The 17,389-nt window shown below is 72.2% G+C and carries 16 protein-coding genes; 12 read left to right on the top strand and 4 right to left on the bottom strand.

Going from position 1 to position 17,389, the window contains the following annotated elements; genetic code table 11:
• Positions 1 to 55 precede the first annotated feature (55 nt).
• On the top strand, positions 56 to 433 hold the full coding sequence (locus ACIQTO_RS35710) for a winged helix-turn-helix transcriptional regulator (protein ID WP_402397251.1): 378 nt from the start codon (positions 56 to 58) through the stop codon (positions 431 to 433).
• 460 nt (positions 434 to 893) lie between these two features.
• Here the strand turns inward: ACIQTO_RS35710 and ACIQTO_RS35705 are convergent, their stop codons facing one another.
• Together ACIQTO_RS35705 and ACIQTO_RS35700 are read right to left on the bottom strand one after the other, a co-directional pair.
• Positions 894 to 1,604: a histone deacetylase gene (locus ACIQTO_RS35705; RefSeq protein WP_402397249.1), complete on the bottom strand. Its 711-nt coding sequence runs from the start codon at positions 1,602 to 1,604 to the stop codon at positions 894 to 896.
• A gap of 277 nt (positions 1,605 to 1,881) precedes the next feature.
• A complete protein-coding gene (locus ACIQTO_RS35700; protein ID WP_402397247.1) occupies positions 1,882 to 2,220 on the bottom strand; it encodes a hypothetical protein in 339 nt (112 codons plus the stop codon).
• Positions 2,221 to 2,520: 300 nt separating this feature from the next.
• Between ACIQTO_RS35700 and ACIQTO_RS35695 the strand changes: the two genes are divergently transcribed.
• The 5 genes from ACIQTO_RS35695 (at position 2,521) to ACIQTO_RS35675 (ending at position 10,048) form a co-directional block, all read left to right on the top strand.
• Complete coding sequence (locus ACIQTO_RS35695) at positions 2,521 to 2,994, top strand: hypothetical protein (RefSeq protein ID WP_402397244.1); 474 nt, start codon at positions 2,521 to 2,523, stop codon at positions 2,992 to 2,994.
• 2 nt (positions 2,995 to 2,996) lie between these two features.
• Entirely contained in the window at positions 2,997 to 6,827 is a 3,831-nt protein-coding gene (locus ACIQTO_RS35690; RefSeq protein ID WP_402397240.1) for a hypothetical protein, read from the top strand.
• A gap of 30 nt (positions 6,828 to 6,857) precedes the next feature.
• Positions 6,858 to 8,099: a tetratricopeptide repeat protein gene (locus tag ACIQTO_RS35685; RefSeq protein ID WP_402397237.1), complete on the top strand. Its 1,242-nt coding sequence runs from the start codon at positions 6,858 to 6,860 to the stop codon at positions 8,097 to 8,099.
• 339 nt (positions 8,100 to 8,438) lie between these two features.
• Positions 8,439 to 9,008, top strand: a complete 570-nt coding sequence (locus ACIQTO_RS35680) for an RNA polymerase sigma factor (protein ID WP_402397234.1) — start codon at positions 8,439 to 8,441, stop codon at positions 9,006 to 9,008.
• Positions 9,008 to 10,048: a hypothetical protein gene (locus ACIQTO_RS35675; protein WP_402397231.1), complete on the top strand. Its 1,041-nt coding sequence runs from the start codon at positions 9,008 to 9,010 to the stop codon at positions 10,046 to 10,048. The genes ACIQTO_RS35680 and ACIQTO_RS35675 overlap by 1 nt, the downstream gene beginning before the upstream one ends.
• Positions 10,049 to 10,500: 452 nt before the next feature.
• On the opposite strand, the gene ACIQTO_RS35670 is transcribed toward ACIQTO_RS35675, so the two are convergent.
• A complete protein-coding gene (locus ACIQTO_RS35670) occupies positions 10,501 to 11,478 on the bottom strand; it encodes a hypothetical protein (protein WP_402397228.1) in 978 nt (325 codons plus the stop codon).
• Positions 11,479 to 11,785: 307 nt separating this feature from the next.
• Here ACIQTO_RS35670 and ACIQTO_RS35665 point away from each other — a divergent pair, with 307 nt between their 5' ends.
• The 6 genes from ACIQTO_RS35665 (at position 11,786) to ACIQTO_RS35640 (ending at position 15,359) form a co-directional block, all read left to right on the top strand.
• On the top strand, positions 11,786 to 12,031 hold the full coding sequence (locus ACIQTO_RS35665) for a hypothetical protein (RefSeq protein WP_402397225.1): 246 nt from the start codon (positions 11,786 to 11,788) through the stop codon (positions 12,029 to 12,031).
• A gap of 379 nt (positions 12,032 to 12,410) precedes the next feature.
• A complete protein-coding gene (locus tag ACIQTO_RS35660) occupies positions 12,411 to 12,887 on the top strand; it encodes a nuclear transport factor 2 family protein (protein ID WP_402397223.1) in 477 nt (158 codons plus the stop codon).
• Between the two features lie 525 nt (positions 12,888 to 13,412).
• A complete protein-coding gene (locus ACIQTO_RS35655; protein ID WP_402397220.1) occupies positions 13,413 to 13,634 on the top strand; it encodes a hypothetical protein in 222 nt (73 codons plus the stop codon).
• Positions 13,635 to 13,686: 52 nt separating this feature from the next.
• On the top strand, positions 13,687 to 14,904 hold the full coding sequence (locus ACIQTO_RS35650; protein WP_402397218.1) for an SPFH domain-containing protein: 1,218 nt from the start codon (positions 13,687 to 13,689) through the stop codon (positions 14,902 to 14,904).
• Positions 14,844 to 15,155, top strand: coding sequence for a hypothetical protein (locus ACIQTO_RS35645; RefSeq protein WP_402397383.1), 312 nt, complete (start codon positions 14,844 to 14,846; stop codon positions 15,153 to 15,155). The genes ACIQTO_RS35650 and ACIQTO_RS35645 overlap by 61 nt, the downstream gene beginning before the upstream one ends.
• Before the next feature lie 33 nt (positions 15,156 to 15,188).
• A complete protein-coding gene (locus tag ACIQTO_RS35640; protein WP_402397215.1) occupies positions 15,189 to 15,359 on the top strand; it encodes a hypothetical protein in 171 nt (56 codons plus the stop codon).
• Here the strand turns inward: ACIQTO_RS35640 and ACIQTO_RS35635 are convergent.
• Entirely contained in the window at positions 15,336 to 15,926 is a 591-nt protein-coding gene (locus ACIQTO_RS35635; RefSeq protein ID WP_402397213.1) for a hypothetical protein, read from the bottom strand. The genes ACIQTO_RS35640 and ACIQTO_RS35635 overlap by 24 nt on opposite strands.
• Positions 15,927 to 17,389: the final 1,463 nt, after the last annotated feature.

Raw genomic sequence — 17,389 nt, 5'->3', positions numbered from 1 at the left:
AACAGGTAGTGGTTACCCGCAAGGACCATTGGTACCCATTGGGTACTGTTGCAGCATGACGACGACTCCCGCCACCACCGCCGGCACTTGCGACGACCCCAGGAGCGTCTACCTCGCCGCCTGCCCCTGCCGGGACATGCTCGACCTGCTCGCCAACAAGTGGAGTGCCCTCGCGCTCGGAGCCCTGGAGGACGGCCCCCAGCGCTTCGGCATGCTGCGCACCCGTCTGCAGGGCGTCAGCCCCAAGGTCCTCACCCAGACCCTGCGCCGTCTGGAGGAGCACGGTCTGGTCGACCGCGAGATCCACGCCGAGGTCCCGCCCCGCGTCGAGTACAGCCTCACCCCCCTCGGCGCCGACGCCTGCGCCCCCCTCTCCCACCTGCGCGACTGGGTCGAACTCAACATCGACCGCTTCCCCGGGACCCTCGACTGAAGGTCTTCGAAGGTCCGAGACACCGGGGCGCGGGAACGTCGGGGTGATCTTCCGGGCCCGTACGACAGCGCGCACTCCGCCGATCCGGCGACGCGTCCTCCCCCGCGCCGAGCAGGAGGAGGCCGACCGGAAGGCCCGTTCGGCCCGACGAGCCCGAGCGGGCCGAGGAGTACGCGGGCACGCGTCCTGGCCGAGGTGGAAACGGCCGGCCGCGCGCCCAGGTTCGAACGGCGTATCCCGGCGAGGCTGACCGGCCGCGTTGCGACGACGAAGTGGCCGGGTCCCTCGCGCTCGTCGACGTGAGGGACCCGGCCATCAGCGTACGTGCGCCTGGTGGTGAGCCGGGAGCGGTCGGGTGGGTCAGGCCGCCGGGCCCGGTCGCGGCCGCCGCACATCACCCCGGGCCGCGCCCGGCACCGCGGGCACTCCACCAGCGGCTCGTCCGGCCCGGCCCGGGCGCTCACGGCAGGGCCGATGCGGGGCGCAGGGCGGCCAGCACCGCGTCGGCGCTCCAGTGGCCGGCGGCGCCGGGCCGATCAGCAAGATAGGCCGCGGCCTGCTCCGGACTCCAGCCATGGGCCTCGGCCAGGCCGGCGGCGAAGTTGGCGAGGTAGGCGGCGCAGGGCACGTTGAGTTCGGCGTCGGCGAGCGCCCAGGGGGCGGTGAAGGTGAACACCGGGACGTCCTCGATCGCGCCCGGGCACACCAGGGTCTCGTAGCGTCCTGGGCCGAGGTGGTCGCTGCCGGCCGCCAGGGCGCGGGTGAGGTCCAGGTCGGTGCCGGGGTGCCGGCGCATCTCCTGGGCGGCGATGTCGGCGAACTGCTCGGTGGTGACGAGGTAGGCGCGGGCGGGCATCTCACCGTCGGCGGCCGGGTCGTAGAAGCCCATGCCACCGGTCCACACCGCGGATTCCAGGGCGAAGTACAGCGCGCCGGGCAGCAGCACCGGCAGCGTCCGCTCTGGCAGTCGGCGGTCACGGCAGCCCGGATAGGTGAGGGCGCCGCCGGGCGGGCGGCCGCCGGCGATGTAGTGGGCGAGGCGGTCGGCGTGCATGTTCGACCCGTACGCCGCGTACCACACCTTGTCACCGAGGGGCAGCGCGCCCGATAGCGGCTCCGCCCGGCGGGCCTGCGGCGCGGAACGGTCGTCGACCGGTCGAGTCTCACTCATGTTGCAGAAGGTAGTCGCTCTCTGACACGTCGTGGGTGAATCCGGCCGACAGGACCCGCCTCCGTGCCGGGCCAGGAGTGGCGGGGGAACCAGGGACTCAGCACAGGGTGGCCTGCTCGAAGTCGGGCGGGCCGGAGCGGGCGATCCTGGCCGGGGCCGGCGAAACCGGCCCCGGCCGAACTGACCGGGGCCGTTCGTGGTCGGCCACCGCTTCAGCCGGGCCCGGATCGCGCGGACCCCGGCGGCGCCGGCGGCAAGGGCCGGGGCGGCAGCGAGACTACTCGTTCGGCGCCTCCAGGAGTCCCACCCGCGTCCCGGTGGACGTGCGGACGACGCCGTCACGGCCCTTGCGCCTGAACCCTGCTGCCTTGCGTTCCCACGGCTCCGTCCATCGTCGTCGCTCGGCGGCGGTGCAGCGGTGCAGGATCGCCAGCGGCTCCGGGTCGGTGAGGTAGCTGCCGAGCCGGTCGACCCAGTCGCCCGGCAGCGCGTCGATCACCGCGTCCCGCCACTGCACCGCGTTGGCGTGGCCGAGGACGTCGCGGGTGAAGTCGTCGACGGCCTCGTAGTTGCCCTCGATCGCGGCCCACCGGGCGGCAAGCGCCGCCAGGAGCATCTCCTTCCCTTTCGGGGGACACCACATTCACCACGATGAACCGTGCGTTCATCCCGGCTTCCGCCCCCTCGCTCTCCCCGCCCGGCCGGTGGCGGCGCGTACCCTCCCGGGGATCCGGGGCCGGGCGACGACCCGGCGATCCACGCGGACCTGACCAGGCAGGTGGCTGAGTCCGGCGGGTTTTGCCGAGGCCGGCTCAGTCATCCAGCCACGACCGGCCCGACCCGGGGCTAACCTGGTCCGGGACGTGCGGAGTTGGGTCTCTCGGGGCCGCCCGCCACATCGGAGTCGGGAGGACGGATGTTGGCCGAGTCACTGACGGCGCTCGCCGGCGCGGGGGCCAGCGCGCTGATCGGAGCCATGGCCACCGACCTGTGGCAGGGCGCCCGCGGCGGGGTCGTCCGGCTCTTCGGACGGGGCGGCGAGGCCCGCGGGGAGGCGATCGGCGCGCAGCTCGACGAGGACGCCGTCCTCGTCGGCCGCGCCGAGCCGGCCGGCGCGGACGAGATCAGGGCCGAGCTGCTGCCCGTATGGCGTCGGCGGCTGCTCCTGCTGTTGGAGGAACACCCCGACTCCGAGGGCGAGTTGCGGGAAATCGTCGCCCGCGTACAGGACGGCCTGCCCGCCGGACGCCAGGTGTGGACGCAGTCGAACACCGCCCGCGACCACGGCACCCTCTTCGCCGTGCAGGGCGGCAGCCTGCACTACCACCAGGCGGCCGAAGGGCAGGTGCCACCGCCCGCCGACGAAGACGGCGCGGACGGGACCGGCTGACCGTGGGCCTCCCCGACGAGGTCCACCAGCAGGTCCGCGCCGTCGCCGGCTTCGCCTACGGCGCGGTCGGCGCCGACATCCACGTCTTCGGCGACGGCACCCCCGTCTACCTGCTGTACGCCCGCGACACCCACGGCGCCGCCGACGGCCTGCGGCGGGACTCCGCCTGGCTGCGCGCCCAGCCCAGCAGGATGCTCGACGCCCGCAGCGAGATCGTGGAGTTCACCGGCCGCGAGGCGGAGCTGGGCCGGCTCCGCGCGTGGCGCGACCAGCCCGCGCGGACGGCTGTGCGCTGGCTGCACGGACCCGGCGGCGCGGGCAAGTCCCGCCTCGCGGCCCGCTTCGCCGCCGAATGCGCCGACGCCGGCTGGCTCGTCGTCGACGCCGTGCACGGAACCGACACCCACCCGCCCGCCGAGGGCAGCCAGGACCTGCGCACCGACCACCGCGCTGGGGTGCTGATCCTCGTCGACTACGCCGACCGCTGGCCGGACGTCCACCTCGCCTGGCTCTTCCACAACGGCCTCCTGCGCGGCGAACTCCCCGCACGGGTCCTGCTCGTCGCCCGCTCCGTGCGGCCCTGGCCGGCCCTGCGCGCCCAGCTCGGCCGCCGGCGGCTCCCCACCGAACTCTCCGACCAGCCGCTGGAGCCGCTGGCCGACTCCGGCCGCGAGGCGGAGCGCGCCCGGATGTTCGAGGCTGCCCGCCGGGGCTTCGCAGCCCACTACCCGGACCCCGGCGCCCTCGAAGCCCTCCGCCCGCCCCACGAGGACCTCGCCCGCCCCGACTTCGGGCTGACCCTCGCCGTCCACATGGCCGCGCTCACCGCCGTCGACGCCCGCGCCGCCGGCCGGGAACCACCCGAGGACCTCGCCGGGATGACCGCCTACCTCCTCGACCGCGAGCACGAGAACTGGCGCCGCCCCGACGCGCGCGACCCGGGCGCCCCGGTCGCGGACGCCGCCGCCGACGACCGCCGCGGCCTCGACCTCGCCCGTACCGTCTTCACCGCCGTCCTCACCGGCCCGATGCGCCGCGACGCCGCCCGCCCCCTGCTGGACCGCCTCCTGCTACGGACCCCGGCCGACCACGCGCTGACCGCCCACGCCGTGCACTACCCGCCCACCGACCCGGCGGCCGCCCACGTACTCGAACCCCTGCTCCCCGACCGGCTCGCCGAGGACTACCTCGCCCTCACCCTCCCCGGGAGCCCCGTCACCGGATACCCGACCGACCTGTGGTCGGTCACCGGCACCACCCTCGTCCTCCAGCGCGACGGACGAGCCGCACCCCCCTGGACCCCCCGCGCCCTCACCTTCCTCATCGCCGCCGCCGAACGCTGGCCGCACGTCGGCCCCGCCGTCCTCTTCCCGCTGCTGCGCCGCGACCCCGCCCTCGCGGTCCGGGGCGGCGGCGCCGTCCTGGCCGCGCTCGCCGCCCTGGACTCCGTGGACCTCGACATCCTGGAGGCCGTCGAGCCGCTGGTGTCCTCGCGCGACGTACGGGTGGAGACCGGCACCGCAGTCCTGGCCTCGCGCCTCGCCACCCACCGCCTCGAAGGGGCCGCCGACCCCACGGAACGGGCCCGGCTCCTACCGGGCTTGGTCGCCGCCCACCTCAAGGCGAACCGCAGGAGCGACGCGCTGGCCCTCATGGAGGAGGTCGTACGGCTCACCCGGGAGGCCGCCCGACAGGATCCGGCACACCGGCCCGACTACGCCGACGCCCTCCTCAACCTGGGCGGCCTCTTCATCGAGGAAATCGACTCCGAGCGCCAGGTCGAACTCCTTCGTGAGGCGATCGGGCTGCTGGAGCAGGAGGCGGCGGACGACGAACCCCTGGTCTCCCTGGCCCAGGCGCACACCCGGCTCGCCTTCGCGCTCTGGCAGACCGGGGCCGCGGCGGCCGCCCACGAGTCCGTGGCCGAGGCACGGCGGCTCTTCGGGAAGATCCTGGACCGCGATCCCATGCTGTACCTGGCCCTGACGGCGGACGTGAACGGCCTGGAGATGGTGAGCGGCTACCTGCTGGCCAAGTCCGGGCGCTCGGCGGAGGCCGCCGAGGGCGCCGGCCAGATGGTGGAGTTCCTGACCCGGATGGCGGGCCTCCACCCGGCCGGCCACGGGGAGGAACTCGCGGGCGGCCTGTACACCGAGAGCCTGCACCTGTGGGACGCCGGGCGGCACGCCGAGTCCGTCGACGCGCTCCTGAAATCCATCCGCCTCTACCGCCAACTCGCCGAGGTGGGCCCCCGCTTCCAGGACCTCCTCGCCGCCCGTCTCCACGACGCCGCGGCCAAGCTCATCTCCCTGGAGCGGCACGCCGAGGCCACCGCGATCGTCGAGGAGAGCCTCGCCCTGCGCCGGGACCGCCTCGCCCGCCTTCCGGACACCGCCGACGGCCGGGCCGCCGCCGAAGCCGAACGCCGTGCCATCGGCACCGCGCTGCGCTACCTACGGGAGCGGCGCGGCGCCGACCGCCTGGCCTGGGGAGCGCCGGCCGAGATCGACGCGGCGGCCGAGCGGCTCGTACGGGCCGCCGACCCGGCGGGGCTGTGGAGCCTCATCCAAGCGGTCCCCGTCACTGACGCGCTGCGGATCGCCCACCGCCACCCGCCCGAGCGCTGGGCCCCGCCGGAGGACCCCCGTGGTCTGGTCGCCCGGCTCACCTCGCGACGCCACAGGCCGCGGGCCGCCGAGCGCACGGCCCGCGCCGCCGCCGAGCCGGCCGTGTGGCGGCTGCCCGACCGCGGGGGTCTGGGGACGGCCGGTCTGTCGGGGGTCGGCCTGCTCTCCTTCGCCCCCGGAGGGCCGGGGCGGGCGCCGGTCATGGCCCGGGAGGCGTACCTGCCCGGCGGGGCGCGGCCCGACGGCGTGCTCGCCACGCGCATCGACGTGTACGACCTCCGCTCCCGCTCCGTGCTCTGGTCCGCCGACCACCGCAGGACCGGCTCCGCCGCCGTGACCTGTCTCGGCGCCGACGCGGTCGTGGCCCTGCGCACGCGACCGTACCGGGCGGAATCGGAACTCGTCCGCTACGGGCCGTACGGGGCGGAGGTCCTCGCGCACGGCCGGGCCCTCGACGGGGCCCGGATCTTCGCCACTTCGCGCGTCTTCGTCGTCCTGCTGCGGGGCACGACGGCTGCCCTGATCGGCACGCACGACGGTCGGCTGGAGCAGGTCGACCTGTACGACGACCTCGGTCTGGAGCACGTCACCGTCCACGCCGTCGACCCCTCCGGCGAGCGGCTCCTGTTGGCGGACCGGCGCCGCGTGCTCCTCACCGACGCCGCCCTGGAGCCGCTGTCGGCCGACGGCTGGTGGGGAGTGCCCGAGCAGCACGGCACGGTCGAGTCCGCGGTGTTCCTGTCCCCCGAGGAGTTCGTCACCGCCGCGTCGACCGGCGGCGTCTACCTGTTCCAGCAGGAGTCCGACCGGACCATGGTGACCGCCTGGCACGTCGGGCCGCCGCTGGAGGACCTGATCGCCGTCCCCGGATGGCGCGTCGTCGGCGGCCGGTCCCGCGGCGGGGCGAGGACGCACTTCCACGACTCGGTCACCCTCGCCCCGGTACCGGCGCCGCGCCTGCTCGCGGGGGCGTCGCGCGAGGACCCGCCGCGCCTGTTGGCAGCTTCGCCCGGAGGCCGCCACGTGGTCCACGGCTCGGCCGTGCACGACCTCGGCGACCCGCTCTCCTTCGTGGGCAGACCGCTCGCCTCGCTCACCCCGGCAGACCGGGAGCTCCTCGGCGCCTACCTCGACCGGGGGAGGGCGCCGTCGGCCGCGATCCGCGAACTGCTGGAGCTCGTACGGGACCTCGGGTCCCCCATGTGACCGCCACCGAGGCAGGGAGAGTGACCGCGAATGTTCCGCAGGAAACGCGCCAAGGGCACCCCGCCGGACCCCGGAAGGCCGACGCACCCCGAGCACCCTGACCACCCCGAGCACCCTGACCTCCCCGAGCACCCTGACCTCCCCGAGCGGCCACCGAACCCGCCGCAGGAGTCCGGCAGTCCGGAAGACCCCCTCGACCTCCGGCTGGGCGAGCACGAGGAGGGGCCGACGCACCTCGGCATCGACACCATCCTGCGCATGCGCGACAACCTGTTCGACGCGGAACGGAGGCTGGGCCCGGGCCACCCCGACGTCCTGGGGCTGCGCCACAACTACGCCTTCTTCCTGTGCGTCTGGTCGGCCGCCGCCCCGCCCGGAGACACGTACATGCAGGACCGGGCGATCCCCCTGTTCCTGGTCAACCTGGATCACCAGACGGCGAGCCTGGGCCCGTACGCCCGCGACACCCTGCTGACCCTGGACGGGATCGGAAGCGCCCACCTCTCGGCGGGACGCCCGACCGAGGCCCTCCCGTACCTGCGACGGGCTCTGGAGGGCAGTGAACTCGGCCCCGACCGCGACGAGGAGCGGATCCTTGACCGCCGCGAGAAGCTGTCGGACGCCTACGCGGCGGCGGGCGACAGCGACCGGGCGACCGCCCTGCTGGAGGAGGCTCTGGCCGGCAGCAGGCGCATCCTGCCGCCGGGCGGCGAACGGCTGGACGCCCGCAAGCAGAAACTGTTCTCCGCCTACCACAAGGCGGGCCGGCCCGAGGCCACGGCGCTGTGCCGGGAGATCATCTCCGACAAGGAGCGCTTCTACGGCCCGGACCACCTCAGCACCTACATCTGGGTGGACAACCTGGCCCACCTCCTCCACGACGCCCGTGACCTCGACGGCGCCATCGCCTGCTACGAACGGGTCGTCCGCGGCTTCGAGCAGATCCATGGAGCCGACAGCGACGCGATCTCCTACCGCTACCACAACCTCGCGATCGCCCACCTGGAAGCCGGCCGCCCGGAGGTGGCCCTGCCGTACCTGAAGGCGTCCCTCGCCGCGCGCGAACACAGCCGGGGCCTCGACGACCCGGGGACCCTGGAGGCCCTGATCTCCCTCATCTCCGGCTACGACCAGGCCGGGCGGCTCGCCGAGGCGATCGCGGCGACCGAACGGCTGATCGCGGACCTGGTGCGGGCCGGCGGCCCGCAGCACCCCAAGCTCCCCGAGGTGTACGCCTACCTGGCGGACCTCAGGCGCGCCGGTCGTGGCTAGATGAAGGAGACCCGCCTTGAGAGTCGGTTGGACCGCAACAGGACTTTTGGGCTTGGGCAAGTTAACGCTTCTGCCCTCTCAGCACTCCTAGTTGTAGAAGTGTTGAACGAGAGCAGGGAGTGCTGGTGGATCCCGTCACGGGCTCGGTTGTGGCAGCTGTGCTGGGGGTAGTGGGGGCCTTGGTCACCCTCGTAGGACAGGTACGGCCACGCCTGCGGGGCCGGCCCCAACTACCTCCGCCGCCCCCGGTCGTGGTCGTCCTCGCGCTCCTCGAGCGTGATGCCGCCGAAGTCGGCCCGGGGCAGTCGGTGGAGCAGGAGAAGCGGGGTTGCGGCGCGCATGAATGAAACCGGTCCGGACGGGGAGGCCGCCTCGGCAGCGTCCCTCGGACGTCTGCCGGCCTCCGACAGCGGAATCGAAACCAGCTCCCGGAACGGAGAGTTCGCGTACTTCTATCGCACCTGCCTCCGCAAGCTGGTGGCGTTCCTCATGTGGCAGGGAGCCTCGGCGGCCCTGGCCGCGGATCTGGCCCAGGACACGATGCTCAAGGCGTACGAGCGGTGGGACCGCATTCAGTCGCCGGAAGCGTGGAGTCGAAGAGTTGCGTCCCGTGAGCTGGTGCGCGCCTTTAGCCGGGTCGAGGAAAGCATCGAGGAACTCACTCTCGAACCGACCTCATTGTTGCCGTCGCCCGGCGAGGCGGCTGAATGGGAGCGGCGGCAGGAGATATTGAATCTGTTGAGCGGTCTCCCCGCCCGCCAGCGACAGGTGATGGCTTGGACGCTGGACGACTACACGCCGACAGAGATTGCGGCCGAGCTGGGAATGAATCCAGCAGCTGTTCGGGCCAGTCTGTTCAAAGCGCGCATGACTGTTTCCAGCAGGATGACCGAGCGAGAGGGGGATTGATGGGAGAGAACTTCGTTCCGGAGCGCCGTGCCAGTGACTCCTCGGACCGGCTTGCGGCTTTGCAGAAGGCGTTTCTGGACGGGCTTGACGGTCATCTGGACCTGGAAGCCGGGCTGCGTGAGGTGATGCTGTGTGCTCGACACAAAGATCTCGCCGAGAGCCTGGACACGGTGCTGGACGTCGAGGCCGGACTTGTGTCCATCATGTCCCGAACCACGGCCCGGACGGAGTTCGAGGAAGCGGCTGCGCCTCTTTACGACGTCGGCCTGATGCACCAGCGGTTTGAACTGATCGGCCCCGAGCAGCGGCTTGTGCTGCGCGAGCATCCGCTGGTCACATCGGCGATCCTTGCCGATCTTCTGATCCGTACGGTGGTGCTGGCACAGGATCTCACCTACGGTCTTGGGTTCGGCCGGTATCACGGGATGTCGTTGAAGAGAGCCGTATTCGCCGCTCAGGGGATTGCCCGGGGCATCGCCCACGAGTTGGACGGGCGGGCGGCTCTCGCGTGGGAACTGCGAGATATGGCGCACGAGATCGTGGCGTTGCTGGAGCCCCACTATCCGGCGATCGACCAGGCGGGAACGGTCGGGCAGGTCCTCGTACGAGAGATGGCGGCGACGATCGACCATCGGGTGAGAAGCGCGAATCATCCGGCGATTGCGGAGTTCTTGCGGGCCTGTCAGGTGTTCATGTACGCGGTGCGCGGCGGTGATCTGACCCGCGCGGTAGAGGAGGTTGAATACCTTACCCGGGCGCTGGCCGCACAGATCGGTGAACTGCTCGGGCTCGGTGAGCCGGAAACGTTGGACCTGGAATTCCTCTCCGAAGTCCTGGACGATTTCACCACCGCAGATCTGAGTACCGCCGACCTCACCCGCGTCGACCTCGCAGGAGTCCGCTGGTCCGAGCTGCACACGCGCTGGCCGGCGGAGATCAGCGTCGACCGGCTCCGGGATGATTCGCGGGAGACCCTCCCTGGATCCGGGATCTACATCATCCGGCCCGGAACCGGGACGCGGGATGTCACCAGGGTGTGACCCTGCGCGCCCACGCAGCCCGCCGCGGCGCCCCTCAGCTGAGACCACCCAGCTCACCGACCCCCGTTCCCCCTCGACCTCAACCCCGCAGCGCTGCGCCGGTAGCAGTGTGAGTGCCGAGACGGCCGGGCCCTCACACGGAGATCGTGAGGGCCCGGCCGCGGCGTACGGTACGGCGGGCCGGGGCGCGCGGCAGTGTTCAGCGGGGAACGAAGAGGCCTCGGCCGGGGAGGAAGAGGCGTTGGGCGGGATGCGGTCCGGGCCGACGCGGCCTTCGGCCATCGGGTCGGTCGTGCCGGGGACCTGGCGCAGGCGCACCCGGCCGCTCCCCGCGAGGCCGACCGGCCGCGTCGCGACGACGAAGTGGCCGGGTCCCTCACGCTCGTCGACGTGAGGGACCCGGCCATCAGCGTACGTGCGCCTGGTGGAGGGCCGGGAGCGGTCGGGTGGGGTCAGGCCGCCGGGCTGGGTCGGTTGTCGATGACGATGCGGGTCAGGGGGCGGCCGTCGACCTGCGTGCCGGAGTCGGCGGGCTGGGTGCGGCGGATCGCGCTGGACAGGTCGATGTAGTAGGCCAGGGCCATGGCGCTGTCCTGGAGGTTTCGGACCGGGCCGGTACTGGCTTCCCAATAGGTGGTGAAGAGTGAGTTGACGGCGGCCATGAGGCTGAGTCCGGGCAGTCGGACGGTCACCATGTCGTCCTTGCCGTCGCCCTCGGCCGAGGGCAGCCGGAAGTACTCGGCGGCCGCGGTACGGGAGGCGATGAACTGCCAGGTGTGCGGGTGGCAGACCAGCTCTGCCGTACTGATCCGGGCGGCGGTCTTCAACGTGTCGAACAGCGCCGCCTCCAGGGAGGCCCGTGCCTGTTCCGCTGTCGGCGGGGGCGTCGGGGCCACGGCGGCCGGCTGGGGAACCGGTACCTGGTGCCCGGCGACCGCGGTCAGTTCGGTCAGCATGTCGGTGGCGGCCTGTTCGGTGGTGTCGGGGGACTGGTCGGGCTGCTGGTCGGACACGGCGGTCTCCTTCGCGGGCTCGGTGGTCGGGGTGCCTACGTCAGCGCCCGGGTTCGCGGCGTCGGCCGGCTCTGCCAGGGCGGAGCCCTCGGCTGTCGTCACCGGGTCGGTGGCGTCCGGCTGGGCGGGCGGGGGTGTCGTCGTCAGCTCCGCGATGCTGGTCTCCCAGGCGGCCCGGGCCTCGGCCAGCTCCCGGCGCAGGTCGCCGATCTCCTGACGTGCCTGGGCGAGTTCACGCTGATCGCGGTCAAGGACGCGGAGTACCTGCGTGCGGGTCTCGTCCAGGCCCTGGCTGATCGTCGTGACCAGCTCGGTGCGCAACTCCTCGCCGCCGGCCTGGAGTCCCCGTAGTTCCTTCAGTAAGGCAGGGGCGGTTTCGGTCCGGAGAAGCGCGATCTGGTCAGCGGTCCTCGTCATGTGCCCTCCCGGTGGCAGCGCGCGGCGGTGGGCCCGTGCCCGGGCCAAGCGTGGTGGGCGCTCCACCAGGCAGGGGGCGTATTGAGCGGGGGTGTCCCGATCCGCGCGGTCACTGTCCGGAATCACATCGTCACATCGCGAGGGAGTGCGACGGCCGTTCGATTGACGGTCAGAAGACCGCCCCGGGTATCACGGCGCTCAGCCGCTCATCGAGCCGCGCTCGTACCCGCGGGCGCTCTACTCCCTTCCGGTGATCCTCGGCCGGACCACTGTCCCGGCCAGTGCCCGACGCGCCAGCATGGCTGTCATGACCACTCCCGCACCTGAGGCTTCCCTGTCCATCGACGTGATCGACCACGCCCGTGCCGAACTCGCCGGCGTCCTGGAGAAGCTGCTCGACCTGCTCCCCACCGAGTTCCGCCGCCGGGGCCCCGGCACGACCGTGTTCCACCTGGACGACGCCGAGTACGGGGCCGGCCCGACGGTCGTCGTCCAGGCCGACCAGCTCGACCCGCTCGTGGCGATGCTCGCCGAACTGCTGCCCGACCGGTAGCCCGCGAACCAGCCCGGCGACCGGTGGGTGCCCGACTGCCTACCGACCGCCCGTTCGCTCTTCCCGACCCCGGTCAGGCGCAGCATCTGCCTGCCGCACGACCGGGTCCGGGCGGCAGCCGGGCCACCGTGGCGGCCCGTCGGACTGGTGCCCGGCCGGGCGAGGCGTGCTCCGCCCCCGCGCCCGTGGCCGGCGCCCGGATGCGCTGGACCAGGGGTTGATACCGGTGAGCTCGCGTATTCGACTATCGCGGATTCCTCGGCGATCCTGTGGCGCTCTTGACGGACAGTCACTGGACGAGGGGTCTGCCCGCGGTCTACAACACGGGGGCCTCGAAAAGCGTTGTCCAGCATCGGGGTGGGGCTGGTAGGAAGTGAAGATGATTGATGAAGCGATCGACCCCATGGACCGCTTGCTCGCTGAGCGAGCCTGCGAACGTCTGATCGTCGACTTCGTTCGCCGCCTCGACCTTGGGGACCCCGCTTCGGTGGCCGATCTGTTCACCGTCGACGGAATCTGGGAGTGGCCCCACGGGGGCCGCCGTATCGAGGGCCGGGAAGCGCTGCGTGCGTACTTCGGCTCTCGGCCGGCGGACCGGTTGTCACGTCGCATGATGACGAACATCCTGGTCACTGTGGGCTCCGCGACGACGGCGACCGCGACCTCGTATCTCACGACCTACCGGGTCGACGGTTACGTTGACGGGATGCTCCCGCCGCGGCTCCCCGCCAACGTCGGCCACTACGAGGACACGTTTCGGAAGGTCGGAGGCGCGTGGCTCCTCTCCGCCCGAGCCACGTTCCTACCCTTCGGCGCCGACACGGAGCGTCTGCCCGCCACGCGGCGTGACTCATAAGCTCGACTCTGTCGGGGATCTTGTTCGCCGGCGTGAGCGTGGACACCGGTCTCCGGCCTCGACCGTACGACAGGCCCCCTCGACCGGAGCACAGCTGCACACCATCGACGCGCCGGGCCGCCGGCGTCAGCAGCAGGGCCTGGCGCGGCCGCAGGTCACGCACCGAACGACGGGAGCGCCGCTGTGTAGCGCTCGCCCGCCGCCTTGACGACGGTGGCGACATCATCCGGGCGGCCCGGAAGTCCGCCGGTCCGGGTGGTTGCCGGCCCAGCCTCCGAGCCGGGCCCGGTGGGCGTCGGGCCGGGACTCCCGGGCCGGGGTCCGAGCCGGGTACCCGACAAACGCCTCCCCGCTGCGGCCGGAGTACCGTGGGAGGGGCCGGGGCGGACGCGCCGCACGCGCTGCTCGCAGGCATTCTGCCGAAGGACTCGACCGGGGGCCCGGTGCCTCCAGGAGGGGTGCCGCCCGTGGCCGTTCGTGTTCCGGCCCCCCACCGCGCCGTCGTGCCGCACCGTATGAGGTGTCATGTACGCGGCTGATGACTCCCGCCAGACCCCGGTCGGAGCCGTCGGGAGGGTGACGGTGCCGATCCCGACGGGCGGGCCGGGCGAGGTGCTGGTCGGCCTGCGCGGCGGGTCGGAGGTGTTCGCGGCCTGGTCCGCCGGGCCGATCGCGGTCAACACCCGGGTGGTCGTGATCGACACGATCTCCGCCCGGTCGGTGCTCGTCGAGCCGCTGCCGCCCTGAGTCCGGCGGCCCCGCGGCCCTCGTCGAGCTGTTGCAGGTCAGGTGGTTCGTCATGTTGTTCTGGCACGTGCCCGCGCCCAACGAGGCCATGCTCATCTCCGGTTCCAAGCGGCAGTCGCAGGACACCCAGTTCCGGATCGTCACGGGCCACGGGAGCTTCGTCGTTCCCGTCAAGCAGAAGGCCCGCATGCTGTCCCTGGCCCTGCAGGAGGCGGAGATCGCCGAGGACTGCGTCACCCAGCAGGGCATCCGGCTCACCGTCCGCGCCGTCTGCGTCTTCAAGGTCGGCGACGACGCCGTGTCGATCGCCAACGCCGCCCGGCGCTTCCTGTCCGAGCAGAACCAGATGCAGGAACTGGTCGGACGGATATTCGCAGGCCACCTGCGCTCCATCATCGGCGGGCTGACCGTGGAGCAGATCATCAGGGAACGCAGCCGCGTCGCCCAGGAAGTCATGGCGGGCAGCCACGGCGAGATGGAGAAACTCGGCATCGTGGTGGACGCCCTGCAGATCCAGGAGATCGAGGACGCCACCGGCTACATCAACAACCTCGCCGCGCCGCACGCGGCAGCGGTCGCCAGTCAGGCCCGGATCGCCCAGGCCAAGGCCGACCAGGAGGCGAGCGAACGGGAGCAGCAGGCCGCCGCGCTCAAGGCCGAGTACGAGCGGGACACCGCGATCAAGCGGGCCGGCTTCCTCGCGGAGACCGAGCGGTCCAAGGCGCACGCCGCACAGGCCGGGCCGCTCGCCCAGGCACGGGCCACCCAGGAGGTCATCGAGGAACAGACCGCCCTCGCCCAGCGCAATGCGGCACTCACGGCGCAGCGGCTGGAGGCGGAGGTGCGGCGCCCGGCCGACGCCGAGGCCTACCGGAAGCGGACGCTGGCCGAGGCGGACCGCGACCGGGTGAAGTTCGAGGCCGACGCCGGCGCCTACGCCGAACGGGCCTTGGCCCAGGCCCAGGCGGACGCCAACGCCGCCCGCGCGGCGTCACTGCGGGACGGCAACCAGGAGCTGATCGCGGCCAACCGGATCGTGGAGAACCTGCCCGCACTCACCGACGCGGCGGCCCGGGGCATGGCGGGCGCCGATCTGACCGTCCTGAACGGCAGCGACGGGGTGAACCAGATCGCGGCGGGCATCGCCAGCCAGGGGCTGGCCATACTGCGGTCCCTCCAGCACTCCGCGGCGACCTCGACGGCCGGCGCATCGGCCGCCGACCCGAACGTCAACGGCCGCCCCACGCCCCGGCTCCCGGACCGCGGCTGACCCGGACACTCCGCGCCACCGTCCAGGTCGGCCTGTCCACCCGGCACCGCCTGGTGTTCGTACCTCTGGACGGCGCGGCGGTCGGGCCGGGCTACGTCAAGGTCGTCTCCGACAAGCCGCCGGTGAGGGACTGCCCGCCGATCGGCACGGATGACGTCGTGCCCCCGGAGGACGAGGAAACCGTCTTCCGGCACCACGGCCTGACCTGCCGGCCCGGCGCTGCAGGCGAGAGGCAACTCGCCCGCCGTTGAGGGCCCCTTCCCGACCAAGGAGCCGTCCGCGCCGTGGTCCTGTTCCTTCTCGTGACCATCGTCGCGATCGTGCTGGGCATCGTCGGCGTCGTCGTCCACGGGATGCTGTACCTGCTCGCCATCGGCGTCCTGCTCCTCATCGCCGATGTGGTGTTCCTCGCTGTGGGCTCGGGGCGGGGCTCAGGCCGACACCGGACTCGCTGACCTGCCATCCCCCACGCGCGGCGCCCGCGTCCGCCGGCGGCCCGGCTCCCTGCCTCCTTCCCCAGTGCACTGCCGGCGCAGGTCGAAGCCCGACGCAGCCGGCCGGGTGCCCCTGGACAGGATCGTCGTCAAGGGAACGCACAGGTACAGGCGCTCCCACAGACGGCGGCAGGCCTGGCCGAGCGGCTCGCCCACCAGGACCGTGTCCAGGTGCCGCAGCGCGGCGACGGCTTCGTACACCGTCGTTGCGTCCACCACGCACCGCCTCCCGGCGGAGCGATTGCCCAGCACCTTCTCGGCCGCGTTCACCAGGAGCTCCCGGTCCAAGGGCTGCGACGGTCGAGGCGGTCGGCCGGCCGCCTCGCGGAGGTGCCATGCCACCTCCGCGGCTCCGACGCCGGCCGGCTGATCGGCGAGAGCAGCGAAGCGGTCGAGGATCACCGCTGTCACCGCAAGAAGGTCCTTCTCCACCCGTACGGCCGGTGCCCGCGACGCCGTGCCGGTGTCCGCGGAGCCTCCGCGATCGGGCGCCGGCAGATCACCGGTTTGCTGTGCCACCTGGTCCATGACTGCAGGCTGCCAACCCTTCCCGCGCCGGGGCCATCCCTGCGCCGCTGTTCAGGTGAGCCAGAAGTGGCGGAGCGACGGCGGGCTCGCTCCAGGATCCGGTGGGCCCGGACCCCGTGGGGCGGTCGGCCCCACGGCCGGTGCCTGTCCCGGGCGGCCCGACAACCGCGTTGGAACTGGCGCGACGGTATTCGTGCGCCTGACGTGCCTGAATTCACGCTCTGCCGGAGTAGCCTGGACAGTGCCGGAGAAGTTACCGGCAGGACGATCACGAGGAGGTACATATGCAGATCAGAGAAGCAGGAGCCCTGATTCTGCGGCTCGTGATCGCGAAATCCCTACCCGGCTTTTCGGGCGGGAGATAGCGGGACCACTTAGGCGTCGGGGGCGCAGGTACAAATCCTGTTGTTCGGATCAGTGTTTATGCAGGGCGTGGGCCGTTTCCGCAGAGATGCGGAGGCGGCCTTTTTGCTTTTCCGCCAAGTGGCAGCCGCCGTGCGATACCGTCACACTGCCATAGGCCCTCGGGTCGTTTCTTGGCCGCGCAGTCCGGCAGATCTCTGAGCGGCTCGGGAATACCGTAGAAGCGGCTCGGCCTTCCCGCCCGGCGACCTCGCGGGCGTCGGGGGCCGGCTGATTCGATACGACATGGTGCTGGCCTGGGCCGCCGATGAGGCGGATCGGTGCCACCTGCCGGTGCATGTCGTGCGATGAGCGCCCATGGGCGACAGCGGACGGTCTTTGCGGAGTGAATGCTGACGGGACCTCACTCCGTACGGCCCCCTTCGGTCGGTCGAGCTCGCTCACCCCGGGATTGCGTCAGGTTCAAGACTGTTCACGGATCTCGCGCCAGAGCCACCGAAGGCTCTGCCCGCGATTCTGTGCAGGATCTGCTCACTGCCGTCACGGCTTCAGTGGCAGCTGCCGGTCGGGAGAGGAACGGATGGTGGTCGGCGTCGAGCTCGCCGCCGCCGCCGGAGCGGCGGGTGAAATCGCGCTGCCGGGCGCCCACAGTGCGGGGCCGGGCGTCGCCGGCCGGATGGCGGGCCCGGGCCCCCGGATGGCGCCGGCGGGCGTCGGCGCCTCGCTGTTCGCGGCCGGGGCAGGCGCTGCGCACACGCGTTGGCCGCCCTCCCCTCCCTGGAGTCGGCGGCGCCGACAGGGCAGGAGGCATGCTCAACGAGGCTGCTCTCCAGGTGTGTTGATGGTCCTGGCGCCTCGCGGCCGGCGGCCCGGGGAAGGGGCCTCGTGGAACCGGGGGTGAAATATCCGCCCGTGGCGGGCCGGGGCCTGCTAGAGTCGTCTCAGTTGCAGTAGTGGTTCCCATGAACTTTGTGTGCGCCTGCTGATGTATCGCAGGCGCCTTTCTGTTTCCCGGCTCTTCCCCGGGTGGGTGCTCATCGCGGTGACTCGGAGCGCGCGCTGTGCGGGTTTCGGAAAGTCCCCTTTGAAGGAGATTTCTT

Source organism: Kitasatospora sp. NPDC091207 (assembly GCF_044768625.1).
GTDB lineage: Bacteria > Actinomycetota > Actinomycetes > Streptomycetales > Streptomycetaceae > Kitasatospora.
The sequence above is the reverse complement of the archived record's forward strand: the minus strand, read 5'-3'. Positions and strand labels throughout refer to the sequence as shown.